Source organism: Variovorax sp. FG153 (genome assembly GCF_057809595.1).
The window spans coordinates 1-25,835 of sequence record NZ_JBMDKG010000019.1; the positions used below are offsets into that span (position 1 = coordinate 1).

Below are 25,835 nucleotides of genomic sequence, written 5' to 3' on the forward strand. Positions count from 1 at the left end.
ACGATGCTCCTAGGCCCGCCGACAGGAATCAAGATGGGTTGCCCGGACGCTTACCATTCGAGTCCTGTTGGAGCGAAGAGGCAACGACTGCGGCGCAGAAAGGATCTTCGAATGCTGTGGTCGCCAGAGCAGATTGCCGGCTGGCTCAAGCATACTTATCCGAACGACCCGAGCCTTCATGTGTCACACGAGACCGTTTACCGCAGTCTTTTCATTCAAGCTCGTGGCGCCCTGAAGAAGGAACTTCTGGAGCACCTTAGACGCACGCGAGGCATGCGACGCTCTCGTTCCTCTACACAGAAGACGGCGATGGAGCGTGCGACGAAAGTCGCCAAGCTGCAACTCAACGACTACTCATCGATCCGATGGGCGGAGACAACAGAGTCTGTCGATCAGGCCGTGGCGCACGTCAAGCCGAGGAAGCGCCGACTGACGCCCGAGGACACGGGAGCGCTGCACCAGCGTGCCCGTGCTTGGCTGGCGGCGAAGTTGGCAGATCCCTTCGACGGGCCGACGGTAGTCGTGACCCACCATGCACCGCACCGCGGATCGCTCGCATCGCACTACCAGGCCAACTGGCTGTCCGGCGCCTTCGTGAGCGAGCTTCCGGGCTATTTCTTCGAGGTGCCCTCACTCTGGATTCACGGCCACATCCACGAGAGCTTCGATTATCAAGCCGGTAACTGCCGGGTGGTGTGCAATCCCCGTGGGTACTTGCGGCATGACCGCGGCCTGGAGAACACGCAGTTCAACCCCGAACTCGTGGTCGAGCTATGAGTGACATCCAATCATCTACCCGCACGATCCAGAAAGTGCTGGCTGCCGCGACCGCAGTCGCGGGGGGACCTCGAGCAGCTCGACTGGTTCGCTCTTATTGCTACCCAATGCTGGTACGGCGCCAACGATTGAGCAGGCCTGCAGTGATCGCTACGCCCGTGAGCAGAAGAATCATTCCCGCCAGTCGAATCGCATTGAAGCGCTCGCCGTAGACCAGCGAGGACATGCTCAAGCCTACGGCGGGTGCCAGCAAGGCATAGGGAGCGACCGTGCCAGTTGAGTAGCGCTGCAATAGATTGCCCCAAATAGCGTACGCCAGCACAGTCGCCAGCAGTCCGAGGTAGACCGGCGCCAGAAGACCCCACATCGACGCATGCGCTACCGCGTGCAAGAGCGCTCCTGGTCCGTCCTGCGCGAACGACAGTAGCAGTGCGGGAACAGGAGGAACCAGGCTGGCCCACCCCATGAGGTGCAGCATATTGACCTTAGGGAGTCGCTTGATCACCAAGTTACCGCTGGCCCAACTCAGCGCGGATGCGAGCGTCAGAGCGAAGGCGAGCATGGGCACGTTGCCGTTGAGCGTCAGGCTGATCACAAACAACCCGACGAGAGCCACGCCCATGCCGATGGCTTGCTGGCTGGTGGGGCGGTCCCCAAACATCATCGCCGCGAACACGACCGTGAAGAGCGCCTGGCTCTGCACCACGAAGGCGGTGAGCCCGGCGGGCATTCCAAGCGCGATCCCGAAGAACTGCAGCAGGAATTGGCCGGTGAAGACGCTGAGGCCGATGAACAGTACCGCTTTCCATGAAACCGCTGGCCGCGGCAACCAGAACACGCCCACGGCGGCCACCAGGAAGCGTAGTGCGGTCAATTGCGGTGGCGTGAAGCTCTCCAGGCCGATCTTGCTGACGACAAACGCCACCCCCCAGATCACAGCGACCAGGATGGCAAGAAGCATGTGGAAGGGCCGCATGTGTGGATCTCCTGGTGCCGGCTCGCCTTGGAGTCGGTGACTTGCACAGATTCAATTATTCAACGATACTCGAATTATGGAAGAAACTACTGTTGTCCGCTCCTTGATGGCTCTGGCGCAAGCAGTCCGCCTGCGTGTGTTCCGCACGCTGGTCGTGGCAGGCCCGGAAGGTATGACGCCGGGAGCACTGACCGAGGCGCTCGGCGTACCCGCAACAAGTCTCTCGTTCCACCTCAAGGAATTGGCCAACGCGGGCCTGATTTCCCAGGAGCGCCAGGGACGGCATCTCATCTACCGCGCTTCGTTCGACCAGATGAATGCGCTGCTGGCCTACCTCACGGAGAACTGCTGTCAGGGGCAGGCCTGCCTGACGGAAGCAGAAGGCGAAAACTCCTGCGCGTGCTGAGCGCCGCCGCCGTCACGAAGGTCACGTCGCCATGCACCCCGAATCAGCCACCAGCAGCGACTTCGCGCAGATTCGTGCGCTGCTGCAGCTTTGCGGCCTGCCCCACGACGATCTGACGCCGGATGCCGTTCGCGACTTCCTTGTACTGCGTCCCGCAGATGGTGCGCAAGGCCTAGTGGGCTGCGTCGGTGTCGAGCGAGCGAGCAGCGCCGGTCTGCTGCGATCCCTCGCGGTCGCACCGGCCCACCGAGGCTCTGGACACGGGGATGCATTGCTGCTTGCCCTGCAGGCCCACGCGGCAGCCGCAGGCATCCAGGAGCTCTTCCTGCTTACGACCACTGCGGCTGCTTTCTTCGCCATGCGAGGCTATCGCCTGCGTCCCAGAACCGACGTCCCAGAGGCGATTCGTTTGACTGCGGAGTTCGCCAGCGTTTGCCCCGATTCAGCAACCTGCATGTTTCGCGAGCTCGCGCTTCCCACGAGATCGTCTATCTCGGCCTAAGCCTTGGGCCACCACCACACACCGCCCTGTCCCTTACCCCCTCAAGGAGAACCGACCATGAAGCGTTTCCATGTTCACCTGCACGTCGATGACCTGAGCAAGAGCATCGTCTTTTACTCCCGCCTCTTTGCGGCGGAACCCGCGCGCGTCGAGCGAGACTATGCGAAATGGATGCTGGAAGACCCCCGTGTCAACTTCGCCATCTCGACCGTCGGTCACGGCACGGGCATCGACCACCTCGGGATCCAGGCCGACGACGAAGACGAGTTGGCTGAACTCAAGGTCCGTGCCCAGTTCGCCGACCGGACGATCTTCGATGAAGGGGAAACCGTCTGCTGCTATGCGAAGAGCGACAAGCACTGGGTCACCGATCCGCAAGGTATTGCCTGGGAGCATTACCGCACCCTTGAAACCGCCGTGGTGTACGGCCAGAGCCGCGGGGAAGGCGCCTCCCCTGGCGGCGCAGAGCCTGCAAGTGCGTGTTGCGCTGGGCCTGCTGGCCTCAAGTCCATCCCCGTGGTGGTCGCCACGAATAAAGCCTGCTGCTGAAAGCTTCTTATGACCGAACGAAAACACAACGTCCTGTTCATCTGCACGGGCAACTCCGCCCGATCCATCCTGGCTGAGGGCATCCTCGATCAACTGGGCTCAGAGCGCTTCGTCGCCTATTCGGCCGGCAGCCATCCCAAGGGAGCCGTCAATCCGTTGGCGCTTTCCACACTGCGTCAGTTGCGCTACCGGGACACCGGCTACCGCAGCAAGAGCTGGGGAGAGTACGCCAAGGACGGTGCTGTGCACATGGACTTCGTGATCACTGTGTGCGACCAGGCCGCCGGCGAGGTCTGTCCCGTCTGGCCGGGGCAACCGATCACCGCGCACTGGGGCCTGCCCGACCCGGCGGCCGTCGAGGGCTCGGACGATGTCCGGCATCGCGCCTTCATGGATGCCGCCGTCACGCTCAAGCGCAGGATCGAATTCCTGCTCTCGCTGCCGCTTGCCAAGCTCGAAACCCTCGCCATCCAGCGCGAAGTGCGCGATATCGGAACCCGCTGACATGACGACGAACGTCCTGATCCTCTGTACCCACAACTCGGCGCGCAGCGTCCTGGGCGAGGGCATGTTCAACCACTGGGCCCAGACGCTGGGTATCGACGCGCGCGCGTACAGCGCCGGCAGTACGCCCAGCGGCCGTATCAATCCGATGGCCGTCGAGGTCCTCGAGCGTGCGGGCATCGACACGTCGAGCTACCGCAGCAAGAGCTGGGATGAGTTCTCCAAGCCCGATGCACCGACGATGCGCGTGGTGATCACCGTGTGCGACAGCGCGGCACAGGAGACCTGCCCCTACTGGCCCGGCTCGCCGGTGCAGGTTCACTGGGGCTATCCGGACCCGTCGAACGTCGGGACAACGCCCGACGACAAACGCGCGGCTTTCGAATCGACCCGCCAGGTCATCGGCGAGCGCATGCACACGCTGGCAAACGTGCCGTTCGAAACCCTGAACGACGCGCAATTGCGCACGTTGCTCGAAACCCTCTGATGCCCTCGTCGGAGCGTTTGGCCTGAAGACCAGGCCGAGCGCCCCTGTGCGTACCTCATCCACCCTTTCAACTTCGTCCCCATGCTCGCGGCCATCCTCATCTTCATCTTCACACTCGTGCTAGTCATCTGGCAGCCGCGCGGCCTGGGCATCGGGTGGAGTGCCTCGCTGGGCGCCGTGATCGCGCTGATCTTCGGCGTGGTCCACCTAGCGGACATCCCGGTCGTCTGGGGCATCGTCTGGAATGCCACGGCAACCTTCATTGCCGTCATCATCATCAGCCTGCTATTGGACGAGGCAGGTTTCTTCGAGTGGGCGGCCTTGCACGTGGCGCGATGGGGGCGCGGCAACGGCCGCCGTCTCTTCGCCTTCATCGTCCTGCTGGGCGCGGCCGTCTCGGCCCTCTTCGCCAACGACGGCGCGGCGCTCATCCTCACGCCGATCGTGATGGCCATGCTCGTCGCCCTCGGCTTCACGCCGGCCACAACGCTGGCCTTCGTGATGGCAGCCGGCTTCATCGCCGATACCGCCAGCCTGCCGCTGATCGTCTCGAATCTCGTGAACATCGTGTCGGCCGACTTCTTCAAGATCGGGTTCAATGAATACGCTGGCGTGATGGTCCCGGTGAACCTCGCCGCCGTGGCGGCCAGCTTGGTGGTGCTGATGCTCTATTTCCGTCGGGACATTCCGGCGACCTATGACGTGGCACAGCTCAAGAATCCGGTGGAAGCCATTAGGGACCCCGCCACCTTCCGGGCCGGCTGGATCGTGCTGGTGCTGCTGCTCATCGGCTTCTTCGCACTGGAGCCGCTGGGTGTGCCGGTCAGCGCGGTTGCTGCCGTGGGCGCAGCCATCCTTCTTGCAGTCGCCGCGCGTGGTCATGTCATCAGCACGCGCAAGGTGCTGCATGGTGCGCCTTGGCAGATCGTGATCTTCTCGCTCGGCATGTACCTGGTGGTCTACGGCCTGCGCAACGCCGGGCTGACCGGCCAGATCTCGTCGCTGCTCAACGTGTTCGCGCAGAGCGGCGTCTGGGGCGCGGCCATGGGCACCGGCTTTCTGACGGCGGGCCTGTCGTCCATCATGAACAACATGCCAACCGTACTGGTGGGCGCACTGTCCATCGATGGGTCGAGTGCGTCGGGCCTGGTCAAGGAGGCGATGATCTACGCCAACGTGATCGGTTGTGACTTGGGCCCGAAGATCACGCCCATTGGCAGCCTGGCCACGCTGCTGTGGCTGCATGTGCTCCAGAAGAAAGGCACGACCATCGCCTGGGGCTACTACTTCAAGGTCGGCATCGTGATGACGCTGCCCGTATTGGCCGTCACACTGGCCGCGCTGGCATTGCGACTGAGCGCCAGCTGAGACCTGACCCTATCACCTTCAAGTTTGCAAGCGAATTCATGAGCGACATCACCATCTATCACAACCCCGCCTGCGGCACTTCCAGGAACGTGCTCGCACTGATCCGTAACACGGGCGAAGAACCCACGGTCATCGAATACCTGAAGACCCCGCCCGACCGCGAGAAGCTGGTGCAGCTGATCGCCGCCATGGGCACCCCTGTGCGCAGCCTGCTGCGCCAGAAGGGCACGCCCTACGACGAGCTAGGCCTGGGCGATCCGAAGTGGACCGACGACCAATTGATCGACTTCATGCTGCAGCACCCGATCCTTATCAATCGCCCGATCGTGGTCACGCCGTTGGCGACACACCTGTGCCGCCCGTCCGAAGTGGTGCTGGACATCCTGCGGCGTCCGCAACTTGGCGCCTTCACGAAGGAGGACGGCGAAGCCGTGATCGACGAGAAAGGCCAACGTGTCGCTAAGTCCTGAACTCCCCAATCTCGATCTAGAGGTCTTCCGAGAGCCGAATCTGCAGCGCCTGCTGCCATCCGAGCGGGCCACGCACGCGCCTCGCATCCTGCTGCTGTATGGCTCGGTCCGCGAGCGCTCCTATAGCCGGCTGCTGACCGAAGAAGCCGCTCGTTTGCTGCGCAAGATGGGAGCGGAAACGCGCATCTTCGATCCACGCGGTCTGCCACTGCCCGACGGCGCGCCCGAAGACCACCCGAAGGTGAAGGAGCTGCGTGATCTGGCGCAGTGGGCCGAAGGCATGGTGTGGTGCTCGCCGGAACGCCATGGCGCGATGACCGGCATCATGAAGTCGCAGATCGACTGGATCCCGTTGTCCGTCGGTTCGGTGCGGCCAACACAAGGTAAGACGCTCGCGGTCATGGAAGTCTCGGGCGGATCACAGTCGTTCAACGCCGTGAACCAGCTGCGCGTGCTGGGCCGGTGGATGCGCATGATCACGATCCCCAACCAGTCGTCGGTGGCCAAGGCCTTCCTGGAATTCGACGAGTCCGGCCGGATGAAGCCCTCGCCGTATTACGAGCGGGTGGTCGACGTGATGGAGGAACTGATCAAGTTCACGCTGCTCACGCGCGACTGCGCGGAGTATTTGGTCGACCGATACAGCGAGCGGCGCGAGAGCGCAGAGGCCCTCTCGAAGCGGGTCAACCTGCGAAGCATCTGAGAGAGGCGAATCCAGCGTGCAAAGCAGGACGACAACCACAGTGATGTTGGGCGTGGCTCAGACTTTGGCCTGGGCCTCGTCGTACTACCTGCCTGCGGTGCTGGCCAGCGCCATCGGCGCAGACACCGGGACCTCTACATCCACGGTCTTTGGTGCTTTCTCGGTAGCACTGCTGGTCGCTGCAGCCACCGGGCCGTATGCCGGTCGACTCATCGATCGCCTGGGCGGACGCCCGGTGCTCATCGCCAGCAACCTGGTGTTCGCCTCGGGGCTGGCTGCACTGAGTCAGGCCACGCATGCCAGCCATGTGTTCGTCGCCTGGGCGTTGATGGGCCTGGCCATGGGGAGCGGACTCTATGAGGCCGCGTTCGCTACCGTGGTACGCCTGCATGGCAAAGATGCGCGGAGATCAATCACCGGCATCACACTGTTCGCAGGCTTTGCGAGCACCGTCGGGTGGCCCTTGTCGGCCTATCTGGAAAACGCCGTAGGCTGGCGCGGCGCGTGCCTTGCATGGGCGGCATTGCATTTGGTGATTGGACTTCCTCTCAACGTGCTGCTGCCACGAGTCGCTCGTGCGAATCAGGCGTCGAAGGAGGCAACTGGCGCAGGAAAAGAACCTGGCGCCGGATTGTCCCCGGCGCAGCAGCGCCGGGCGGCGATCCTGATGGCCTATGTCTTTGCCGTCACCTGGTTCATCAGCACGGCGATGGCCGCCCACTTGCCGGAACTCCTGCTGGCCAGCGGAGCCAGCCTGGCCGCGGCCGTTGGCATCGCCGCCATGGTCGGGCCGGCCCAGGTGGCGGGACGAGTGATCGAGTTCACCTTTTTGAAGCGCGCGCATCCGCTGCTCTCGGCCTGGTTGGCCACGCTGGCTCATCCACTGGGCGCGCTCTGTCTCGGTCTGCTTGGCACATCGGCAGCAGCAGCCTTTGCCGTGCTGCATGGCCTAGGCAACGGCATCCTGACCATCGCCATCGGGACGCTGCCGCTCCTGATCTTCGGCGCGAAGGGTTACGGACAGCGTCAGGGATTCCTCATGGTGCCGGCGCGCATCGTCCAGGCTGGGGCGCCGTTCCTGTTTGGTATGGCCGTGGAACGGTGGGGAGATGGTGCGTTGTGGTTCTCCGCCATGCTTGGCGTGTCCGCTTGTCTTGCGCTGGTGATCATGACTGCTGATATGAAAAAGACCGCTCTCGCGCCCGAGTCTTGCTGAAATCAGCATTTCGGAAGTCGGAATTCCCTCTTCATGGCACAGCCATCAGCGCCTGTTCGCTGTCCCCACTTGCCTATCGGCGATGCCACGCCAGCCCAGCAAGCGCCATCGTGCAAAAGGCCGCGCCGGCGTGGAAGGTGACAGATGCGCCGAGTCGGTCCCACAGCAGGCCGGCGATCACGCTGGCGGCCAACATGGCAAGGCCGCTGACCAGGTTAAAAAACCCGTAGGCGGTGCCGCGCAGGTCGGCGGGCGCGGTGTCCGCCACCATGGCGGTCAGCAGGCCTTGCGTCATGCCCATGTGAACGCCCCAGAGCGCGACGCTCCGGGGACCACCGCGACCCAGAACACGGCCCTGAAATCGTTGGCCCAGAGCAGCATCAAGCCGACGGCCAGCAGCGGCCCGAGGAAGGCCCCGAGGGTGTCGATCGACTGGCGCAGGCCGAAAGCCGCACCGCGCAGGTGCGCCGGCGCGATGTCGGCGACCAGCGCATCGCGGGGCGCCCCGCGAATCCCCTTGCCGACCCGGTCCAGCAGCCGTGCCGTCAGCACGATGCCCAGGGTGGGGCGAGCGCGAAGAGCGGCTTGGTCAGTGCGCCCAGTGCGTAGCCGAACATGGCCAGACCCTTGCGCTTGCCGAGATAGTCGCTCAGCGTTCCCGAGAAGACCTTGACGATCAGCGCAGTAGCCTCAGCGAGCCCTTCGATCAGTCCGACCGCGAAAGCGCTGGCCCCGAGGGTGGAGACCATGAACAGCGGCAGCAGGCTGTGGATCATTTCCGAGGAAATGTCCATGAGCATGCCAACGAACCCCAGGACCCAGACACCGCTCGGGATCTGACGCAGGATCGGGAGATCGTCGCGAGTTGCCATGTGGATCTTCTCGAGTGTGCGTAGAAATACAGCGCATTCTGGCTGCGCATCGGGTCAGCGCCGCAACCTTCCCGTTGCAATCAGCTGACCGGGGCATCCGATTGGGCTTTCTGGCGCGCCCAGAAACGCGCAACTCGACCATTTCGCTGTGCTCGCAGGCCGCAGCGACGCGCAATTCCTTCGCGTTGATGACTTACGGCCAACTACTTCATGTTGACCGAGGCTGTCGTGCCCTTACCGAGTTCAGCGCAAAGCCCGCCAGCGCAATGATCAGGACCACAGCCTGCGCGATGGTGGTCTCCGCAGACGGATACATCCCGAGTACCTCGATGCGGGGCCAGTGGATTGGACTGGCGCTGAGCCACCCTGCCTCCTGGAGGCCCGCAACCCCCTTGCCAGCGAGCACGACCGCGAGCACCGCCACCAGGATCGAGCTGAGGCTGAAGAACTTGCCGATGGGCATGCGAGCGCTGGTGCGCAGCATGAGCCATGCGATGACTGCGAGGACGGCCAGGCCCCCCACCAATCCGCCAAGCAAGGCGCCGTTGTTGCCGTCTCCAGCGAGCGCCGAATAAAACAGGACCGTCTCGAAGACCTCACGGTAGACGGCAATGAACGAAAGCGCGAACAACGCCCATGCCGAGCGGCCCGTCATCGCTGCGGAGAGCTTTTCCTTCAAATAGGCCTGCCATTTGCCCGCGGTGCTCTTCTGGTGCATCCAGAGACCAACGCTCAGCAATACGATGGCCGCAAAGAGCGACGACACCCCTTCGGTCACCTCGCGGCTGGCACCGCTGATACTCACGAAATAGGTCGCCACGGCCCAGGTCAGGCCGCCACAGGCGAGCGCGACGATCCACCCCCCGTGAACATAGGCCAGGACATCGCGCCGTTCGGCCTTCTTCAGGAAGGCCACCATGCCGACGACGATCAGCAACGCTTCCACACCTTCGCGAAGCAGGATCGTGAGAGAGGCGATGAACGTGGTCAGTGGGTCGGCCTTGTCCGCCCCCAACTCGCTATCGACCTGCGCAAAGAGGTAGTCCAACTTCTGCGCCGCAGCATCGGCTTGCTCCAACTTGCCACTGGCAAGCGCGCCGCGGTAGGCCAGCATGGAATTTTCTACTTCGGTGAGCAGCACCTGGTTGCGCGCGCGCAATGCCGGCTCGAGCGGCTCAAAGCCATCCAGGTAGGCCGACAGGCCCAACCGCGTCGCGTTGGCCTGGTCACCCGCGCGAGCTGCGGCAAGGCTCTCCTGAAGACGTGTGCGGGCCAGGCCCAATCCGCCCGGACCATTCGCTGCAACAGTGACTTCCGGGTGGCTTCGAACGTAGGCGGTGAGATCACGTGCCGTGTCTGGAGACATCCGCTCGGACAAGGCAGCCTCGGTCAAGGTGGCAGCAGCCGCCAGGTCGGGAAAAACCGCCTTGGCGGCGGCGTCCCGGCCCCAGGATTGCTCACCGCGTGTGCGCATGGCGTCGTCGTGCGACAGCGTCCCCGCGAAAAATGCCAATGCCCACCGATCCTCATCGGGCAGCGTCGCGAAACTGGGCATCGGGGTGCCGGCGACGCCTTGAGAGACGACCTGATAAAGCGCAAGCACGCTGCGCGAACGGGCCCGATCGCGATCGGTGAATGCGATTGGTGGTGGGGTCAGTTTGGCGCCCAGTGGTCCATCGCCCCGTCCTGTCGCTCCATGGCAGGCGGCGCAGTTGGCCTCGAACAGCACCTTGGCACGCACGAGGTCTGGCGGCTTGGATGGCGAGAGCGGGAACGGGTACGCCTTGACCAGTGCCGCAGCCAATGAATGGGCACTGTCGGCCACAGCCTTTGCATCCGCCTTCGCCGCGATGAGCTCGCTCAGCGCCGTGGCTTGGCGTTGCAGCTCTGGGAGCGCTGGCGTGCTCGGCAGCGCGGCGAGCTGCTGCCCAGCCGTCGCAGCAAACTCCTTCATTTCTTCATACTCGCTGGCACTCTGGACCTTACCGTCACTCACCGCACCGCCGTAATCGACTGCAAGGTAGTCCAGCAACTGCCAAGTCTGCTTGGCTTGGTCGCTCGCAGCGGAGTCCGCAGCCCAGGCCAGAGAAGACGACCAGAGCGCAAGAAGCGCCGTCATTGCCAAGAATCGCCTGGCCCAGAGTGAGAGCATTTTCATGTTGTAGTAGCGCTATTGATTCTCATTTTAACGAGGGCTCGCATTACTGCCTGGGTAAATGGGTGGAAGTGACTCCAGAGCAGCCGCGCGAGCGCGGGGAAAGGGCCGCAAGGCCCGGGAGATTCCCCTCTCAGCTGTTGTTGGCCTTGGCCGCAGCGGGCGTGGATTCTCGAGAGCATGCCGAGAAGCTTGCGCTCCTCAGCGAACGACTGTCCTCGGCGCGTCAGCAGCGATACCGATCGGTGCCCGCCAAGGCTATTCCTGCAGTGCAGCGATCAGCGGGCAGCACACACTGGCGCGGCTTGTGCTGCAGTCGTCAACCAAAGTCGCCAGGGCTGACTCGATGCGATGCAAGTCCACCAGCTTGGCACGCACGTCGGCAAGTTTTTGCTCCCCGAGTTGGCGAGCGTCACCACAATGGGTGCCATCTTCCAGCGTCAGCAATCCGGCCACCTCCTCGAGGCTGAAGCCCAGGCACTGCGCAGACTTCACGAACCGAACTCTCGCCACATCTTTCTGGCCGTATCGACGGATGCTGCCGTAAGGCCGGTCTGGCTGTGGCAGCAACCCCTTGCGTTGATAGAACCGAATGGTCTCCACGTTGACCCCGGCGGCCTGCGCGAATACGCCGATGCTGAATTGGTCCATGACGCTTGACTCCGTACTTGACTACGGAAGTATTGTGGGCTTTTCGAAAGACATGGAGGCAGTCAATGGAATGGATCGCACGGTTTGCCGACAAAGCCGGAGCCCTGGGCAGCATCGTCTCGGCCGCGGCGTGCCCAGCATGCTTCCCGGCCTTGGCGAGCCTTGGCGCTGCGGCGGGTCTTGGCATCTTCAGTGGCTACGAAGGCCTGTTTCTCACCACGCTGCTGCCGCTGTTTGCAAGCATTGCACTGGTCGCCAATGCCGTCGGTTGGTATCGCCATCGACAGTGGTATCGCGGCTTGGTGGGCATGATCGGCCCGGTGATGGTGCTGGTGGCCATGCTGCTCTTCTTCGGCCAATGGTGGACGGCTGAACTGCTGTATGCCGGGTTGGCCTTGATGGTCGGCGTGTCGCTGTGGGATCTGCTGTCGCCAGCGCACAAGCGATGCAGTGGACATGGCTGTGAAAGTGGGAGGGTGCGCCAATGACGCAAGGACAAGGCGAGCACGGCGCAGTCGTTTTCGACTCCGTGCTGACATGCCCCCACTGCGGCCACGCAAGGCGTGAGGCAATGCCTGTGGACGCCTGTCAGTTCTTCTACGAATGCGAGAACTGCAAGATCTTGCTGCGCCCGAAATCCGGCGACTGCTGTGTGTTCTGCTCCTTCGGCTCGGTGAAGTGCCCGCCGGTCCAGGCGCAGCAGCAATGTTGCAGTCCGTAGCTCAGGGGCGCGATCCCTGCTTTCCGCGACTCCGATCGCGTGGCTCCTCGCGCTCGTCGCGACCCTTGCCCAGATCGCGGCAATGGCACCGAAGTCCTCTACGCCCAGCAGACACAGGTGTCTGCTGGGCGCACGCGGGCACTACGACGACACGTTCTTGCACGCCCTCAACTGGGCTTCATAGCGGGCTCGGCGTTGACGGTTTTCGCCCGGGGTGGTCAGCGCTCGCGGGCCATGGTCCAGCGGCAGCACCAGTGGCGGTGGCGGACAGTTCGGCGAGCCCTTGCCGGCCAGAGTGTCGGCTCGGCGTTCAGCGGCCGCGACCTGTGCGGCCTTGCGCCCTTGCTCGATGACCTGGAAATCCGGCCCTGCCAGAGCAGGCAAGGCGGCACCCAAGGTCAGGGCGCCGATGAGAATGACGAGTGGCTTTTTCATGATGAACTCCTGGAATTGATGGATGGAAACAAACGCGAGCTGTGACACTCGCTGTCGCCGATCAATCCAGCCAACGGCAGTACAGGATGCGCACAGGCAACCGGATATGCCGACCTCCAGGATCGAAATAAGTCGCTTCAGGTAGCGGCGGGACATGCACCGGCCACGCCGTTGCCTCATGTTCGCGGCAATCACCACCGACCTCGTGCGGCCATGGCGCCGGGGCGCTGTAGCACAACGCGCAGGGCATGGCATCCATGGCCGCCGGCATTGGCGTGGCGTCCATGGCTGCGAACGCGACCGGCGCCGTCGCGACCGAAGGGGGCAAGCGTGCCGCCCCTACCTCCTGCTGCAGAACAGGCATCGACGCCAGCGCCGCAGTGCCGAGCAAACTCAAGCACAGATACAGGAACAGCGCGACGCCGAGAGGTGTGCGTTGTTGCTGCAGGCGTTCAGGTCGGGCCATGGCCTCTTCTCCAGAACGTGCGGCGAGGTGCGTGCTGATCACGAGGCTCGCGCGCCCGCCGCATCAACAGGTACGCCGCGGGGATCACGAACATCGACAGCAACGGGGCTGTGATCATCCCCCCCACCATCGGCGCGGCAATTCGCTGCATCACCTCGGAGCCGGTGCCCGTTCCCCACATGATCGGAAACAGGCCCGCCAGGATGACAGCCACGGTCATCGCCTTCGGACGCACGCGCAGCACCGCGCCTTCGCGGATCGCGTCCAACAGATCGGCCGTGCTCGTCTTGCCCTGGTCGACCCGGTCGTCCCAGGCATGCTTGAGGTACAGCAGCATGATCACGCCGAACTCCGCGGACACACCGGCCAGCGCGATGAACCCGACCGCCCCCGCGACGGACAGGTTGTAGCTCAGCAGGTACAGCAGCCAGATGCCACCGACCAGGGCAAACGGCAGCGCGGCCATGATCAGGAGCGCTTCGTCGAACCGCTTGAAGGTCAGGTACAGCAGCACGAAGATGATGAGCAGCGTGAACGGCACCACCACCTTCAGCTTGGCGGTGGCCCGCTCCAGGAACTCGAACTGGCCGGACCAGGAGACAGAGTAGCCCGGCGGCAGCTTCACGTCCTTCGCGACTGCGCGCTGCATATCCTGCACCGCCGAGCGCAGATCGCGTCCGCGGATGTCCACATAGACCCATCCCGACAGCCGCGCGTTCTCGCTGCGCAGCATGGGAGGCCCGTCGGCGACGCGGATGTCCGCGACATCGGAGAGCAGCAGCCGCGCCCCGCGCGCGGTGACGATCGGCAAGGTCCGCAACCGCTCCAGCGAATCGCGGATCTCGCGGGGGTAGCGCACATTGATCGGAAAGCGCTGCAGCCCTTCCACTGTCTCGCCGACGTTCTCGCCGCCGACCGCCGAGGCGATGACCGACTGCACATCGGCGATGTTCATGCCGAAGCGCGCCGCCGCGTCGCGCTGGATGTTCACATCCACGTAGCGACCGCCGGTCAGGCGTTCGGCCAACGCGCTGGAGACACCCGGCACGTTCTTGAGAACGCGCTCGATGTCGCCCGTGATGCGGTCGATGGTGGCCAGGTCGGTGCCCGCCACCTTCACGCCCACCGGGCTCTTGATCCCGGTGGCCAGCATGTCGATGCGGTTGCGGATCGGGGGCACCCAAATGTTGGTGAGGCCCGGCACCTTCACGATGCGATCCAGTTCCTCGACCAACTTGTCCTGCGTCATGCCGGCGCGCCACTGTTCGCGCGGCTTGAACTGGATGGTGGTTTCGAACATCTCCATCGGCGCCGGGTCGGTGGCCGACTCCGCGCGCCCGGCCTTGCCGTAGACGCTGGCCACCTCCGGGACCGTCTTGATCAGGCGGTCGGTCTGCTGCAGTAGCTCGCCGGCCTTGCCCGCCGAGAGGCCCGGCAGTGCCGAGGGCATGTAGAGCAGGTCGCCCTCGTCCAGGCGCGGCATGAACTCCCCGCCGATGTGCTGCAGCGGCCACAGGCTCAGGACCAGCACGACCACGGCGCCCGACAGCGTCAGCTTCGGCCAGCGCAGCACCGCGTCCAGCAGCGGCCGGTAAACCGTGATCAGCAGCCGGTTGAGCGGGTTGGTCTTCTCGTCGGGGATCTTGCCGCGGATCAGGTAGCCCATCAGCACCGGGATCAGCGTGACCGCCAGCCCGGCTGCCGCCGCCATCGCATACGTCTTGGTGAAGGCCAGTGGAGAGAACATGCGTCCTTCCTGGGCCTCGAGCGTGAACACAGGAATGAACGACAGCGTGATGATGAGCAGCGAGAAGAACAAAGCCGGCCCGACTTCGGCCGCCGAGTCGGCCACGACCCGCCAGTGGTTCTCTCCCTGCAGACGCTGCCCGGGATGCTCGTGGTTCCACTGCTCGATGTGCTTGTGGGCGTTCTCGATCATCACCACCGCCGCATCAACCATCGCGCCAATGGCGATCGCGATGCCGCCCAGCGACATGATGTTGGCATTGACCCCCTGGTAGCGCATCACGATGAACGCCGCCAGGATGCCGATCGGCAGCGAGACGATCGCGACAAAGGCGGAGCGCAGGTGGAACAGGAAGATGAAGCACACGACCGCCACGACGAGGAATTCCTCGAGCAGCTTGAAGCCGAGGTTGCGCACCGCCCGCTCGATCAGGTTGGACCGGTCGTAGGTCGGCACGATCTCTACCCCCTTGGGCAAGCTCTCCTGCAGCGTCTGGAGCTTTTCTTTCACGGCGGTGATGGTTTCCAAGGCATTTTTACCCGAGCGCATCACGATCACGCCGCCGACGGCTTCGCCTTCGCCGTCGAGCTCGCCGATGCCGCGACGCATCTCCGGCCCGACCTGGATGCGGGCCACGTCGCCCAGGCGTACGGACACGCCGGCGTCGGTGGTCATCAGGGGGATCTTGCGAAAGTCCTCCAGGCCCTGGAGGTAACCCGTGGCTCGCACCATGTATTCGGCCTCACCGAGTTCGAGCACCGAGCCGCCGGTTTCCTGGTTGGCCTTCTGGATGGCCTCGACGACCTGGGTATGCGGGATCCGGTAGGCCGCCAGTTTCTCGGGATCGAGCACGACCTGGTACTGACGCACCATGCCGCCCACGGAGGCCACCTCGGCGACATTGGGCACCGTCTTCAGTTCGTACTTGAGGAACCAGTCCTGCAGGGCGCGCAGTTGGGAAGCGTCCTGCGTGCCGCCGCGGTCGACCAGCGCGTACTGGTAGATCCAGCCGACGCCGGTGGCATCGGGCCCGAGCGAGGCCTTGGCACCGGCGGGCAGGCGCGACTGCACCTGGTTCAGGTACTCCAGCACCCGCGAGCGAGCCCAGTACAGGTCGGTCCCGTCCTCGAACAGCACGTAGACGAAGGAATCGCCGAAGAACGAATAGCCGCGCACCGTCTTCGCGCCCGGCACCGACAGCATGGTCGTGGTGAGCGGGTAGGTGATCTGGTTCTCGACAATGCGCGGCGCTTGGCCCGGGTAGGTGGTGCGGATGATGACCTGAACGTCCGAAAGGTCGGGCAACGCATCCAGCGGCGTGCGCAGCACTGAATACACGCCCCAGGCGCTGACCATCAGGGTGGCCAGCAGGACGAGGAACCGGTTGGCGATGGACCAGCGGATGAGCCTGGCGATCATTGCTTGACCCCTGGCGTGGACGGCGTGGCTGGCATGGCGCCAGGCGCGGCCGGCGTCACGCGGGTGAGTTGCGGCAGGTCGTCCTTGTCGATGAAGAACTCGAAGCTCGCGCGGTCGCCGGCCTTCACGTTGCCCGGTGCGCCGCCAGGCGGCAGCTTGAACTCCATGGTCATCGCGCCCCACTTCATCGTGGGAATCGGGCCGTGCGAGAAGGTCATCGTGTCCGCGGTGATGCTTTCCACCTTGCCTTCGCCCAAGTGCTTTGGAACCCCTGCAGCCGCTATGGCGGGGGTGCCGACTGCTGGCGCTGCCGCGGTAGGCGCGGCGTTCAGGCGCGCCTCGACACCCTTGAGACTGGCCTCCGAGTCAATCAGGAACTGCGAGGACACCACGACACGCTGGCCGGCCTGCAGCCCGCGCTTGATCTCGGTCTGGCCACCGCTTTCGACGCCGATCTCGACATCGACCGGCCGGAACCGACCGTTGTCCTCCGCCAGCATGACGACCGTGCGCTTGCCCGTCTGGATGACGGCCTCGGTCGGGATCAGCAACGCCTTGTCGGCACGCGTATCCGTGAAATTCATCGAGACGAACATGCCGGGCACCAGCCTGCCGGTCGGATTCGCCAGTTCCATGCGTGCCTTGAGGGTGCGCGTCGCCGGATTCACATCGGGAAGAATGGCTTGCACCTTTCCATCGAAGGTCTCGCCAGGCGCGGCAGGCGTTCTGGCCAGCACCCTGGCGCCCAGTCGAACCAGCGCCGCCTGGCTCTCGGGGACTTCGGCGTTGGCCCAGACGGTGGCCAGGCCGTTGATGCGAAACAGCGTAGTGCCGGCGCTCACCGTCATGCCTTCGCGCGCGGCGAGTTCAGTGACGACGCCACCGATTGGCGCGGCCAGCGTGATGCGAGGCTGGGTGCGGCCGCTGCGTGCGACGAGTTCGATCTGCCCGTCGCTCATGCCGACCTGGCGCATGCGTTGACGCGCGCCGTCGACCAGCGGGGCCAGGTCGGTGCCGCGCATGCGTTGCACCGACAGGAACTCCTCCTGTGCTGCGATCCATTCCGGGACGTAGAGCTCGGCCAGGGCCTGGCCTTTCTTCACCTGATCGAGCGTTGCGCGCACGTTCAGGCGTTCGACGTAGCCGGTCGCCCGGGCCTGCACGATGACCTGGTCACGCTCGTTGAAGGCGATGCTGCCGACCGTGGCCACCTGCGGCGACACGCTGCCCTCGGACACAAGAGCGGTTCGTACGCCCAGATTCTGCTGCACCCGTGCACTCACCGTCACGCTGTTCTGGTCGCCGTCACCACCTGCGTAGACGGGCGACATCATCATGTCCATGAAGGGCGACTTCGCCGGCTTGTCGAACTTGTTCCCCGGCACCATGGGGTCGTGGTAGTAGAGGATCTTCTTGCCGTTGGCTGGATCGGTGTCGCCAGCCTTCAGCCCTGCCGCGATGTGGCGCCGGGTGGCGTCCTCGCCGGTCTCGTTGGGGGAAGCTGGCGATGCCATCGGGGCGCTCGCCGTGGGCATGGACGCCGCCGGGCTCACGTCGGCGGTCGGTGACGGGGCCATGCTCCTGCCGCGCTGCAACCCGAAGGTGTACGCGCCAAGGGCGGCCGCAGCGAGGACCGCTGCGGCGATCAATCCAAGGAAAAAGGGTTGGGTTTTCATTGTTGAGGCTCCTTGACGTCCACGGTCGTTGTCGACGCACTGGCAGCGAGTGCTGGGTGGCCGGCCGGAATCAGGAATTCGAGCTGAGCCCATAGGCCAGCGGTTTCCATCTCGAGGCGCAGGCGTTCCATGCGCGTGTCGATCTCCATGCGTCGCGCCTCGAGCGCGGCGCTCAGGGTTCCTGCGCCGCCGCGGTAGGCGGCCAGTACAGCCTGCGTGCGTTCGGAGGCGAGCGGAATCAGCGAGCTGTCGTACAACGCCAGCCGCTTCCGGTTGCTCTGCCATTGCTGCAGCAGGGAGAGTGCTTCGGCGGTGCTTTCGCGGGTGGCCTCTTCCCGTTGGGCCTGCATCTGCTCGGCCGTCGCGAGCTTGGCTGCGAGTTCCCGGTCCTGGCGATTCTTCTGGTCGAGCTGCAGTGGGATCGACACGTTGAGCGACACCATGTTCGAGTAGGCTGGGCCACGCTGGCTGTACATCAGCTCGACGGTCCAATCGGAGCGCTTGTTGCTCTGCGCGATGTCGGCCTCCGCGCGCGCTACGGCTTCCTGCCGTGCCATCAGCGCGATCTGGGGATGCTCACCGATGTGGGCCTCCAGATTGCGGGCGTCCAGGCGAACGGAGCCCAGATCCGGGAGCACCGTCGAGGGCTGGGGTGTGCCCGGCCCAACCCAGCGCGCCAAGCGCGTTTGAGCCGTGGCGATTTGACGCTCCTGCGCAATGATTCGGTCGTCCAGTTGCGCCAATGCGGAGCGCGCAGTGAACACATCGGCCTGCGTGCCACGACCGCCACGGTAGGCAGCGTCGGCGCCCTCGATCTGCAGGTTCAGCTCGGCACGTTGCGTTTGCAGCAGGTCTCGCATCCGACCTTGGTAGTAGCGATCGAGCCAGGCAGTTGCGGTGTCGCGCCGCAGGTTGGCCAAGGCCACGGCGCGAGCCGCTTCGGCGACATCGACTTCACGGTCAAAGCGCGCCGCGCGAGCCTGGCGCTTGTCGGAGCGGGTGAACTCCTGCATCACCCCGATCGAGCGCATCGTCATGAAATCGCGCGTGAGGCTGAAACGGTCGCCGCCGTTGACCGGTAGGTTGCTGATGCCGGCCTTCAGCACCGGGTCGGGCAGTTGGCCGGCGGCCACGGCCATCGCGCGCGCCGCGCCGGCGGCCGCGTCTTGCGCGACGATCTGGCGCGAGCGCTCTTCGGCAAGCCGCAGCGCCGAGTCGAGGGTGAGCGCCTGTGGAGGCTGTTGCGCATGGGCGCCGAGGCCGAGGGTGCCGGCGCACAGCGCCAACGCCACGGCCCACTGACGGGGCCAGCGCCGTGCGTGCGGCCTGGCGGGGAAAGAAACGGTGAACATGAGATCTCCTGACGACAAACCCCGTGGGGCAGGTGTCGGGCCGCTGCGCCACGCACAGGTGAAACCCGTGCGGACGGCAAGGCACGACCGGTGCGCCGTCCCGGCTCGTGAGAGCCGTCGGCGCAGCGTCGATCAGTGGATCAGGTTCGGTAGACGCAGTGCAGGATGGCGTGCGGGGGCGATGCCGCAACCAGTGCACTCAAGGAAGCCGCCGCAGGGCGTGGAGGCTGTGTCGCCTCGGGCGCCCAAGGCGTCAGGAGAAGCGGTGCCAGCAGCGCGACGGGGATCGTCAGCGTGGATGCATGGTCGCTTTGCTGGCCGAATTTGCAGTGCTCGGCACACAGATTGGCAGAGCCCGTATCTGTCATGCCAACCATGTCGCCACAGGGAGGCGACTGTGTGGTCGCGTCAACACTTGCATCGACAACCGCGGTCGTCTCGCCGGCCATCTGCATCAAGGCAGCTGAGTCCGCGTCCATCGCGCCCGACGAGAGCGCTGGGCAGGCATAGGCTGCGATCGACAGCTGCGCGAACAGCAGCACACCGATCAGTCCGCGGGCGATCAGGTGCACCAGCCGGCGTGTCATGACTGCGTCCTTGGCAATGCAGACCCAAGCATATTCGTGGCGCTGGGTGCGCCACGAATATGCTTGGAAACGGTTGCAATGGAGGCCATGGAAGGGCGTATTGGAACGCTGTGTATGGAGCTGGCGTGCGCGAGGTAGTTCCGCGAATTCTAGACCTTGTGGTTCAGAACAGGCCGCAAGTCGCGGCAATATGCGCGGCTTGCGGTCTCGAGCGCTTCAAGGCTGTGCGCCAATCCATCAGCGGCTGGCGGTTGCAGCCGACCGCGAGCCCTGTCGCGTGATGCGTTCCACCAAGGCACCAAACTCGGGGCCGTTGCGCAGGCGTGCGTATTCGGCGGCGGCCTGCCTGTAGGCGGGGCGAGACAGGTCGGCGCCTGCTTCGCCGTTGGTGGCTGCAGCCAAGCCTGAACGAATCCAGGTCAACGTGTCGGCCTGAACCATTGCGCGGCTGTTGGCGCTGACGCTTGCGACAGCCCGCGGATTGCCTTCGGGGTAGCCTTGGTCCGGCGAGTTCTGCAGCCAGTTTCGCGTGTCCGCGGCCACAGCGGCGCGGCTGGTGCTGGAAGTCAGCGGTGCAGGGCGGGGGTCGCCTTCCGCATAGTTGCCAGCAAGCGCAGGGCCGGCGATCGCGCTGAGCAGCGCGGCCAGCGTCAGGGAGGTCTTGAGGGAGGTCTTCATGATTCGATCCTTTGGCAAAGAGTGGGCAATGTTCCTGGTCGAGTAGGCGCACTTGAGGGTGCGCTTGTCTCTTTCCGTGATCCAACTCTAGGTCGCAGGTCGGCGAATTCCCGCACGCGAAGATTACAGTTGCGTCATCCAGCGGGTTCGTCGACGGGCGCGGCGGTCATACCTCTCGCGCCCGGGTCTCAAAGCAGATGTGAAATCTCGCTCAGGGGCTTCAACCCCGAACCGAAGCGGCCAATCGCTTCGCGGTGGTTGCCGAGTTCGCTATAGGGCAGATACCGGATGCCAAGTTCAGCGACACGCGAAAACGCCGGGCGGCGCAGCTGCAGTCGTACGTCGTCGCGTCGTGCATCGGGCGCCACCAGGAACATCGACACCCCAGCGCCAAGTTCCGTGCCCAGTGCAAGGTCCAGCATTCGCACGATGCCCGAGTAGATCGAGGTCGAGTGTTCCACCTCGAAAGCTGCGGCGATCTTGGCGCCGTCGGCTTCCACCCAGATCACGTCGATCAGACGCACCGAGTCCAGACCGGGCTGAGCTCCCGAAGGCAACTGCGTCAGGCAGCCGTCGCCGAGTCGCCCTCCTGCATAGGTGCGGCCCTGGTCGTTGGATGCGATCCAGACGCCGTAACCCAGCGACCTGCCCAGGTCGCGCAGCCATCCCTGGATTTCGGTGTGGGTCGCATCGCTCTCGCGTTCGGCGGCCCAGCGCTTGTGTGCGGCGGCCGATTCCTCGCGCACTTTCTCGAGATCGGCTTCCCAGCCCCGGATGGCGGCGGCATCGTCGTCGCGCGGCGGTGCCGTGTACCGACCCGAACCGATGTCGAAGAGCAGGCCGGCCAAGGCGCCCATGTCGTTGGACAGCAGCCGGCGGTGCTGCGCATTCAGGCGCAGACAGCCTTCGCGCATCGAGAGATAGTGGTCCCACTTACCGAGCTTGACATTGCTGCCCGTGAGCGCGTTGTAGCCCTTCACGATCGCCGTGTTGAATGGCATCACGATCGTGGGATGGACGAAGTACAGAAGATTCGCCACGGCCGGCCCGAGGCCCTTGATCTGATGCGCGTCGATCCGCCGGATGGCTTCGACCACCTCCTCCGCGCTGTCACAGCAGTCGCAGGCGTGCAGCAGTCGGGCGAAGGCACGCTGGTTGGCGGCGTTCTCATAGATGTCGGGAATGCGCAGCTTGGGCTTCCAGAGAAACGCGTGGTCGGCCCCCTTGAAGATCTGGCGCTGCTCCGCCACCGAACCCACGACCGTCTCGAGCGAGGAGCCGCGGAATGCGCTGCCGAAGGTGCCTGCATCGATGTCCTTGACCACCTGGGCCAAGCCGCGGCGAATGGATCGGAAATTTTTGAGCCTCTCATCCCAGAGAAACCATGAGTTGTAGGTGCTCAACGAATCGGCTTTCCAGTGACCGATGAGAACTTCAAGACCGATAGTCATGGGAGAAAAGGAGCAATGCGCAGTGCGCGATAGCGCCGATTGAAACACGGTCCCTGCTGCAGTCGATGTGCAATCTCGGCGCGCCGACCAGGGTTGGCCGCGGATCAGTTTTCCGACACCGCCATGGAAAAGCTGATCTCAGTGACGCCCGATCGGGAGGTGGCTCGGGTTTGGCCTCCATGCATTCGCGCGATCGCGGCGACGATCGCCAAGCCCAGCCCATGGTGCTCTGACGAGTCGGAGCGAGACCGCTCCGCCCGGAAGAAGCGTTTGAAAAGATTGGGCAGCACGTCGGCGGCGATCGGCTCGCCACGGTTGGCAACCTTGACCCAGACGCCGTCAGGCTGCGTATCGATCACGACCGCGATGGTCGAGCCCGGCGCCGCATACCGGCTCGCGTTGCTCAGCAGGTTCGACAGCGCTCTGCGCACCAGTCCGGCGTCGACACCAATGCGCGCATCGCCGCTGACATGCACCTTCAGTCCCACGTCTTCGAGCGTGGCCTCGTGAAAGTCCAGTACCGTGCGCACCTGGTCAGCCAGACTGACCGGCGCCGAGCGGCGGGCGACAGCGCCGCGGTCTGCATGGGACAGGAAGAGCATGTCGATCACGATCGCGGAGACGCGCCTTGCTTCTTCCAGCGCCGACAGCAACGCGTCGCGCAACTCCTCGATCGACCTTGGCCGCGCCAACTCGACCTCCACCATCCCGATCAGGTTGGCCAGCGGCGTGCGCAGTTCGTGCGCAACATCCGCGTTGAACGATTCCAACTGCTGGTAGGCCTGTTCCGCCCGGTCGAGCACCGCATTGAACTGCGCGACCCAGGGGGTGATTTCAGAGGCATACGGGGAGGGATCGATGCGCAGTCCCGGGTGCGCGGGTCCTGTGGCGGCGGTCTGCTGAATCAGCTTCTTCAGGGGTTTCAGACCCCGGTGCACCAGCAGCGCACCGGTCAGGGAGATCATCGCGGACCCCAGCACGACCGCACCGACCAGTGTCCAGGCTAGCCGACGCAGGAGCCGGTTGTCCTCCTGGATGTCGATGCCCAGTTGCAGTTGCATGGCGGCATCGCCCGGCTGCGCCTGGAGCTCCTCAGTCGGCTTCCAAAGCCAGCGTGCGGATGCCCGGGTAGGCCTGGTCGAGTAGATAGTCTCGTTCCCGCGGCGCAGCACCAAGCTGATCTCGGCATGCGTGAGAAAGAAATCGTCCAGCTTGTGCCGCAAGCCGTCCGGCCCAGGATCGCCGCGCGACTCCTGGATCAGGTGCCGGATCAATTCGGACTGGCGCTCGAACTCGCTGGCCTGCTTGACCTGAAAGCTCCACGCCGTGACGGCGTAGATCGCCACGCAGACGAGGCTGAGGCCGATCAATGCCTGCGCCGCAAACCAGCGAGACAGCGCGGCCTGGATGGAGCCGGTGCCTTCGGTGTTGGGGGCTGCATCGGTTGCCGCCGACTTGACGATCGCAGCGGTGACCGAGGCGCCGGGCTCGCGGATGGTTTCAGCGGCGTTCACGATCAACTGCCCTGTCGGCTCTCCAGCACGTAACCCATGCCGCGCACCGTGTGCAGCAGCTTCTCTTCGAAAGGATCGTCGATCTTGCTGCGCAGTCGCCGGATCGCCACTTCCACCAGGTTGGTGTCGCTGTCGAAGCTCATGTCCCAGACCTGATCTGCCAGTTGCGTGCGCGACAGCACGTTGCCCTGGCGGCGCATGAGCAGCGTCAGCAGCGCGAACTCCTTGGCGGTCAGCTCCAGGCGTTGCCCGTTGCGCGTCGCCTTGCGCGCCACCACATCGAGGTTCAGGTCTTTGAGCGTGTAGTTGGAAACCTCATGGAGCTTGCCGCGCCGAAGCAGCGCCTGGATCCGTGCAAGCAGTTCGGAGAAGGCGAACGGCTTGGCGAGGTAATCGTCCGCGCCGCTTTGAAGTCCTCGCACCCGATCGGTTACTTCGTCGCGCGCCGTCAACATCAGCACCGGCATCGACTTGGATTTGCGCAGAGCCTCCAGAACGGCGAAACCATCGATGCCCGGCAGCATCACGTCCAGCACCAGGAGGTCGTAGTCCCCATCGAGCGCGAGACTGCGCCCCTCGATGCCCGTGCGTGCGAGGTCGACCACGAAGCCGCTCTCGGTCAGGCCCTTGACGAGGTAGTCGCCCAGTTTGTGTTCGTCTTCGATGACCAGGATTCGCATCATCCAATGCTACGGCGCGGGGTCGCGTGCGTGGATTACTTCTTTGTAATCCAAGTAGAGGGTGATTGGCGGACTGGCTTCCTAGAGTCATTGCATGCCAGCCAGTTGACTGGCATCGCCGGCTCGGTGGTCGATGCCGACGTGTTCAATGCAGCTCGCGAAGTCGAGCAATTCGTTGAAGGAGACCTATCATGAAGAACCGTCAAATCTTCTCGTTCGCACTCGCCGCCGGCGTGGGCGCTGCCTTCGTCGCGCCGTTCGCGGCCTATGCGGAAGGTCCGTCGCATTTCGCACCCAACGAAGCCGGCGTGGTCTATCACCCGGGCGAAGCCGGATCGGGCAAGACTGCAGCGCAGGTGTCGGCTGAGCTCGCGGACGCGCAGAAAACCCCTGCCGGGGCCAGCATGCTGCGCTGGGGGTCGATGAGCACGCCGAAGGTCGGAGCCTCCAAGTCGCGCGCCGAAGTGGTGGCCGAACTGGAAGCCGCGCAGAAGCAGCCCAACTGGGATGCAGCGGCCAGGCTCGGTGCGCCCCTGCCAGCGCCCAAGGGTGACGCGAGCAAGACTCGCGCACAGGCGCAGCCCTGAGGGCCGCGTGCAGGACTGGATACACGTACAGGCCACCTGACAGACCGCTCGATCTAGAATTCGCCTTATGCACCGGGTTCGCCTGTTCGTCCTTTGGATCATGATGTTTGCCGTACCCTTCCAGGGGTACGCTGCGGCAGCCATGGTCTTTTGCGGACCTGGACACGCCGGCGCAATGACGGAAATGTCCGCTGAGCGGACCGGGATGCATGACCACGCCCAACATCCGCATGCGGACGAGCGTGGCGACCATCACCACGAGGCGTCACAGGCGGCCAAACCGCCTGTGAAAGACAGCACTGCCAAGGCTGCAAGCGCGGAACCTGACGCGATGCACAAGTGCGGAACCTGCGGCGCGTGCCATGCCACGGCGCTGACCAGTACGTTGGAAGTGGCCGTCTTCCACGATCTTCCCCGCGCCGATCTGGCGGAGCCCGCCATCACGGTGGCCACGCTCGCGCCACGCGTTCTCGACAAGCCTCCTCGCTTCTGACGCGTTCGTGCGCCCGTGATCCGTCACGGGGCCGCCGCGGACGCTCATGCATCGCTGCGCCATGCCTTCAGGGCAGTTCTGGCGCATCCCGTTCATGATCTTGCGAGGACTCCATGTTCCATTCATCGTCGGCCCGTCGGCTGGCAGTTTTTCCCGCCGTGGCTGCGTTCGCAGCCCTGGCAACGCTGAGCGCCGCTGTCGCCTTGGCTCAGCCTGCATCCGCCCAGCCCGAGGCGGCACCCACATCAGTGCCACCTGTACTGACCTACAGGTCCGCACTCGAGGGCTATCGGCCCTTCGCTGACGAAAAGGCCATTCCCTGGAAGGAGGCCAACGAGACGGTCTACCGCCGAGGCGGCTGGCAGGCCTACGCCAAGGAAGCATCGGGCACGG

The 25,835-nt window shown here is 64.5% G+C and carries 26 protein-coding genes and 2 pseudogenes; 14 read left to right on the forward strand and 14 right to left on the reverse strand.

Annotated features, from left to right (window positions below; translation table 11 throughout):
* Nucleotides 1–105: 105 nt before the first annotated feature.
* Nucleotides 106–306 (forward strand): annotated as a pseudogene (locus ACODT0_RS20560) (IS30 family transposase); the annotation flags it as partial.
* A 571-nt stretch (nucleotides 307–877) separates the two neighbouring features.
* Here ACODT0_RS20560 and ACODT0_RS20565 read toward each other — a convergent pair.
* Complete coding sequence (locus tag ACODT0_RS20565) at nucleotides 878–1,753, reverse strand: EamA family transporter (protein ID WP_296731912.1); 876 nt, start codon at nucleotides 1,751–1,753, stop codon at nucleotides 878–880.
* A 76-nt stretch (nucleotides 1,754–1,829) separates the two neighbouring features.
* On the opposite strand from ACODT0_RS20565, the gene ACODT0_RS20570 reads away from it, so the two are divergent.
* The 9 genes from ACODT0_RS20570 (at nucleotide 1,830) to ACODT0_RS20610 (ending at nucleotide 7,958) form a co-directional block, all read left to right on the forward strand.
* Nucleotides 1,830–2,159, forward strand: a complete 330-nt coding sequence (locus ACODT0_RS20570; protein ID WP_296731908.1) for an ArsR/SmtB family transcription factor — start codon at nucleotides 1,830–1,832, stop codon at nucleotides 2,157–2,159.
* Nucleotides 2,160–2,190: 31 nt separating this feature from the next.
* On the forward strand, nucleotides 2,191–2,661 hold the full coding sequence (gene arsN2, locus ACODT0_RS20575) for an arsenic resistance N-acetyltransferase ArsN2 (protein ID WP_296731905.1): 471 nt from the start codon (nucleotides 2,191–2,193) through the stop codon (nucleotides 2,659–2,661).
* A gap of 57 nt (nucleotides 2,662–2,718) precedes the next feature.
* Complete coding sequence (locus ACODT0_RS20580; RefSeq protein WP_398500481.1) at nucleotides 2,719–3,210, forward strand: ArsI/CadI family heavy metal resistance metalloenzyme; 492 nt, start codon at nucleotides 2,719–2,721, stop codon at nucleotides 3,208–3,210.
* A 9-nt stretch (nucleotides 3,211–3,219) separates the two neighbouring features.
* On the forward strand, nucleotides 3,220–3,714 hold the full coding sequence (locus ACODT0_RS20585; protein ID WP_296731898.1) for an arsenate reductase ArsC: 495 nt from the start codon (nucleotides 3,220–3,222) through the stop codon (nucleotides 3,712–3,714).
* A 1-nt stretch (nucleotide 3,715) separates the two neighbouring features.
* Nucleotides 3,716–4,201 carry an arsenate reductase ArsC gene (locus ACODT0_RS20590; RefSeq protein WP_296731896.1) on the forward strand — a complete coding sequence of 162 codons (486 nt, stop codon included), beginning with the start codon at nucleotides 3,716–3,718 and terminating at the stop codon, nucleotides 4,199–4,201.
* Between the two features lie 81 nt (nucleotides 4,202–4,282).
* Nucleotides 4,283–5,569, forward strand: coding sequence for an arsenic transporter (locus tag ACODT0_RS20595; protein WP_296731891.1), 1,287 nt, complete (start codon nucleotides 4,283–4,285; stop codon nucleotides 5,567–5,569).
* Between the two features lie 38 nt (nucleotides 5,570–5,607).
* Complete coding sequence (arsC, locus tag ACODT0_RS20600) at nucleotides 5,608–6,039, forward strand: arsenate reductase (glutaredoxin) (protein ID WP_296731888.1); 432 nt, start codon at nucleotides 5,608–5,610, stop codon at nucleotides 6,037–6,039.
* Nucleotides 6,023–6,742 carry an arsenical resistance protein ArsH gene (gene arsH, locus ACODT0_RS20605; RefSeq protein WP_296731885.1) on the forward strand — a complete coding sequence of 240 codons (720 nt, stop codon included), beginning with the start codon at nucleotides 6,023–6,025 and terminating at the stop codon, nucleotides 6,740–6,742. Before arsC ends, arsH begins: the two co-directional genes overlap by 17 nt.
* 16 nt (nucleotides 6,743–6,758) lie before the next feature.
* Nucleotides 6,759–7,958 (forward strand): MFS transporter, encoded by a 1,200-nt coding sequence (locus ACODT0_RS20610; protein ID WP_296731881.1) that lies wholly within the window; start codon nucleotides 6,759–6,761, stop codon nucleotides 7,956–7,958.
* A gap of 73 nt (nucleotides 7,959–8,031) precedes the next feature.
* On the opposite strand, the pseudogene ACODT0_RS20615 reads toward ACODT0_RS20610, so the two are convergent.
* The 3 genes and pseudogenes from ACODT0_RS20615 to merR form a co-directional block, all read right to left on the reverse strand.
* Nucleotides 8,032–8,830 (reverse strand): annotated as a pseudogene (locus tag ACODT0_RS20615) (MFS transporter).
* A gap of 208 nt (nucleotides 8,831–9,038) precedes the next feature.
* Nucleotides 9,039–10,988, reverse strand: a complete 1,950-nt coding sequence (locus ACODT0_RS20620) for an FTR1 family protein (protein ID WP_422097416.1) — start codon at nucleotides 10,986–10,988, stop codon at nucleotides 9,039–9,041.
* Between the two features lie 255 nt (nucleotides 10,989–11,243).
* Nucleotides 11,244–11,636, reverse strand: a complete 393-nt coding sequence (gene merR / locus ACODT0_RS20625; RefSeq protein WP_296731875.1) for a mercury resistance transcriptional regulator MerR — start codon at nucleotides 11,634–11,636, stop codon at nucleotides 11,244–11,246.
* A 65-nt stretch (nucleotides 11,637–11,701) separates the two neighbouring features.
* Between merR and merC the strand changes: the two genes are divergently transcribed.
* Nucleotides 11,702–12,124, forward strand: a complete 423-nt coding sequence (gene merC, locus ACODT0_RS20630) for an organomercurial transporter MerC (RefSeq protein ID WP_296731872.1) — start codon at nucleotides 11,702–11,704, stop codon at nucleotides 12,122–12,124.
* Nucleotides 12,121–12,357 (forward strand): GDCCVxC domain-containing (seleno)protein, encoded by a 237-nt coding sequence (locus tag ACODT0_RS20635; RefSeq protein ID WP_296731870.1) that lies wholly within the window; start codon nucleotides 12,121–12,123, stop codon nucleotides 12,355–12,357. The genes merC and ACODT0_RS20635 overlap by 4 nt, the downstream gene beginning before the upstream one ends.
* A gap of 141 nt (nucleotides 12,358–12,498) precedes the next feature.
* On the opposite strand, the gene ACODT0_RS20640 is transcribed toward ACODT0_RS20635, so the two are convergent.
* From ACODT0_RS20640 to ACODT0_RS20685, 10 genes are all read right to left on the reverse strand, one after another.
* Nucleotides 12,499–12,792, reverse strand: coding sequence for a hypothetical protein (locus tag ACODT0_RS20640; RefSeq protein WP_296731867.1), 294 nt, complete (start codon nucleotides 12,790–12,792; stop codon nucleotides 12,499–12,501).
* A 61-nt stretch (nucleotides 12,793–12,853) separates the two neighbouring features.
* A complete protein-coding gene (locus ACODT0_RS20645) occupies nucleotides 12,854–13,258 on the reverse strand; it encodes a hypothetical protein (RefSeq protein ID WP_296731864.1) in 405 nt (134 codons plus the stop codon).
* Nucleotides 13,245–16,424, reverse strand: a complete 3,180-nt coding sequence (locus tag ACODT0_RS20650; RefSeq protein WP_296731862.1) for an efflux RND transporter permease subunit — start codon at nucleotides 16,422–16,424, stop codon at nucleotides 13,245–13,247. Before ACODT0_RS20650 ends, ACODT0_RS20645 begins: the two co-directional genes overlap by 14 nt.
* Nucleotides 16,421–18,100, reverse strand: coding sequence for an efflux RND transporter periplasmic adaptor subunit (locus tag ACODT0_RS20655; protein ID WP_296731859.1), 1,680 nt, complete (start codon nucleotides 18,098–18,100; stop codon nucleotides 16,421–16,423). The genes ACODT0_RS20650 and ACODT0_RS20655 overlap by 4 nt, the downstream gene beginning before the upstream one ends.
* On the reverse strand, nucleotides 18,097–19,452 hold the full coding sequence (locus ACODT0_RS20660; RefSeq protein ID WP_296731857.1) for a TolC family protein: 1,356 nt from the start codon (nucleotides 19,450–19,452) through the stop codon (nucleotides 18,097–18,099). The genes ACODT0_RS20655 and ACODT0_RS20660 overlap by 4 nt, the downstream gene beginning before the upstream one ends.
* 140 nt (nucleotides 19,453–19,592) lie before the next feature.
* Nucleotides 19,593–20,039: a hypothetical protein gene (locus ACODT0_RS20665; protein WP_296731854.1), complete on the reverse strand. Its 447-nt coding sequence runs from the start codon at nucleotides 20,037–20,039 to the stop codon at nucleotides 19,593–19,595.
* Nucleotides 20,040–20,276: 237 nt separating this feature from the next.
* Complete coding sequence (locus ACODT0_RS20670) at nucleotides 20,277–20,717, reverse strand: hypothetical protein (protein ID WP_296731852.1); 441 nt, start codon at nucleotides 20,715–20,717, stop codon at nucleotides 20,277–20,279.
* 188 nt (nucleotides 20,718–20,905) lie between these two features.
* Entirely contained in the window at nucleotides 20,906–22,168 is a 1,263-nt protein-coding gene (locus ACODT0_RS20675) for a type II restriction endonuclease (protein WP_296731849.1), read from the reverse strand.
* Nucleotides 22,169–22,272: 104 nt separating this feature from the next.
* Entirely contained in the window at nucleotides 22,273–23,682 is a 1,410-nt protein-coding gene (locus tag ACODT0_RS20680; protein ID WP_296731847.1) for a heavy metal sensor histidine kinase, read from the reverse strand.
* Nucleotides 23,683–23,684: 2 nt separating this feature from the next.
* Entirely contained in the window at nucleotides 23,685–24,362 is a 678-nt protein-coding gene (locus ACODT0_RS20685; protein WP_296731844.1) for a heavy metal response regulator transcription factor, read from the reverse strand.
* A gap of 191 nt (nucleotides 24,363–24,553) precedes the next feature.
* On the opposite strand from ACODT0_RS20685, the gene ACODT0_RS20690 reads away from it, so the two are divergent.
* On the forward strand, nucleotides 24,554–24,949 hold the full coding sequence (locus tag ACODT0_RS20690; protein ID WP_296731842.1) for a hypothetical protein: 396 nt from the start codon (nucleotides 24,554–24,556) through the stop codon (nucleotides 24,947–24,949).
* Nucleotides 24,950–25,016: 67 nt separating this feature from the next.
* Nucleotides 25,017–25,442 (forward strand): hypothetical protein, encoded by a 426-nt coding sequence (locus tag ACODT0_RS20695; protein ID WP_296731840.1) that lies wholly within the window; start codon nucleotides 25,017–25,019, stop codon nucleotides 25,440–25,442.
* Nucleotides 25,443–25,835: the final 393 nt, after the last annotated feature.

Bases quoted from the DNA above. Each gene is read 5' to 3' on its own strand.
- merR (WP_296731875.1), bottom strand. From the start codon at position 11,636: ATGGACCAATTCAGCATCGGCGTATTCGCGCAGGCCGCCGGGGTCAAC.
- ACODT0_RS20675 (WP_296731849.1), bottom strand. From the start codon at position 22,168: ATGACTATCGGTCTTGAAGTTCTCATCGGTCACTGGAAAGCCGATTCG.
- ACODT0_RS20685 (WP_296731844.1), bottom strand. From the start codon at position 24,362: ATGCGAATCCTGGTCATCGAAGACGAACACAAACTGGGCGACTACCTC.
- ACODT0_RS20590 (WP_296731896.1), top strand. From the start codon at position 3,716: ATGACGACGAACGTCCTGATCCTCTGTACCCACAACTCGGCGCGCAGC.
- ACODT0_RS20565 (WP_296731912.1), bottom strand. From the start codon at position 1,753: ATGCGGCCCTTCCACATGCTTCTTGCCATCCTGGTCGCTGTGATCTGG.
- arsC (WP_296731888.1), top strand. From the start codon at position 5,608: ATGAGCGACATCACCATCTATCACAACCCCGCCTGCGGCACTTCCAGG.
- ACODT0_RS20640 (WP_296731867.1), bottom strand. From the start codon at position 12,792: ATGAAAAAGCCACTCGTCATTCTCATCGGCGCCCTGACCTTGGGTGCC.
- ACODT0_RS20650 (WP_296731862.1), bottom strand. From the start codon at position 16,424: ATGATCGCCAGGCTCATCCGCTGGTCCATCGCCAACCGGTTCCTCGTC.
- ACODT0_RS20660 (WP_296731857.1), bottom strand. From the start codon at position 19,452: ATGTTCACCGTTTCTTTCCCCGCCAGGCCGCACGCACGGCGCTGGCCC.
- ACODT0_RS20585 (WP_296731898.1), top strand. From the start codon at position 3,220: ATGACCGAACGAAAACACAACGTCCTGTTCATCTGCACGGGCAACTCC.
- ACODT0_RS20620 (WP_422097416.1), bottom strand. From the start codon at position 10,988: ATGAAAATGCTCTCACTCTGGGCCAGGCGATTCTTGGCAATGACGGCG.
- ACODT0_RS20695 (WP_296731840.1), top strand. From the start codon at position 25,017: ATGCACCGGGTTCGCCTGTTCGTCCTTTGGATCATGATGTTTGCCGTA.
- ACODT0_RS20655 (WP_296731859.1), bottom strand. From the start codon at position 18,100: ATGAAAACCCAACCCTTTTTCCTTGGATTGATCGCCGCAGCGGTCCTC.
- arsN2 (WP_296731905.1), top strand. From the start codon at position 2,191: ATGCACCCCGAATCAGCCACCAGCAGCGACTTCGCGCAGATTCGTGCG.
- ACODT0_RS20570 (WP_296731908.1), top strand. From the start codon at position 1,830: ATGGAAGAAACTACTGTTGTCCGCTCCTTGATGGCTCTGGCGCAAGCA.
- ACODT0_RS20635 (WP_296731870.1), top strand. From the start codon at position 12,121: ATGACGCAAGGACAAGGCGAGCACGGCGCAGTCGTTTTCGACTCCGTG.
- ACODT0_RS20580 (WP_398500481.1), top strand. From the start codon at position 2,719: ATGAAGCGTTTCCATGTTCACCTGCACGTCGATGACCTGAGCAAGAGC.
- ACODT0_RS20595 (WP_296731891.1), top strand. From the start codon at position 4,283: ATGCTCGCGGCCATCCTCATCTTCATCTTCACACTCGTGCTAGTCATC.
- ACODT0_RS20665 (WP_296731854.1), bottom strand. From the start codon at position 20,039: ATGACACGCCGGCTGGTGCACCTGATCGCCCGCGGACTGATCGGTGTG.
- merC (WP_296731872.1), top strand. From the start codon at position 11,702: ATGGAATGGATCGCACGGTTTGCCGACAAAGCCGGAGCCCTGGGCAGC.
- ACODT0_RS20645 (WP_296731864.1), bottom strand. From the start codon at position 13,258: ATGGCCCGACCTGAACGCCTGCAGCAACAACGCACACCTCTCGGCGTC.
- ACODT0_RS20690 (WP_296731842.1), top strand. From the start codon at position 24,554: ATGAAGAACCGTCAAATCTTCTCGTTCGCACTCGCCGCCGGCGTGGGC.
- ACODT0_RS20670 (WP_296731852.1), bottom strand. From the start codon at position 20,717: ATGAAGACCTCCCTCAAGACCTCCCTGACGCTGGCCGCGCTGCTCAGC.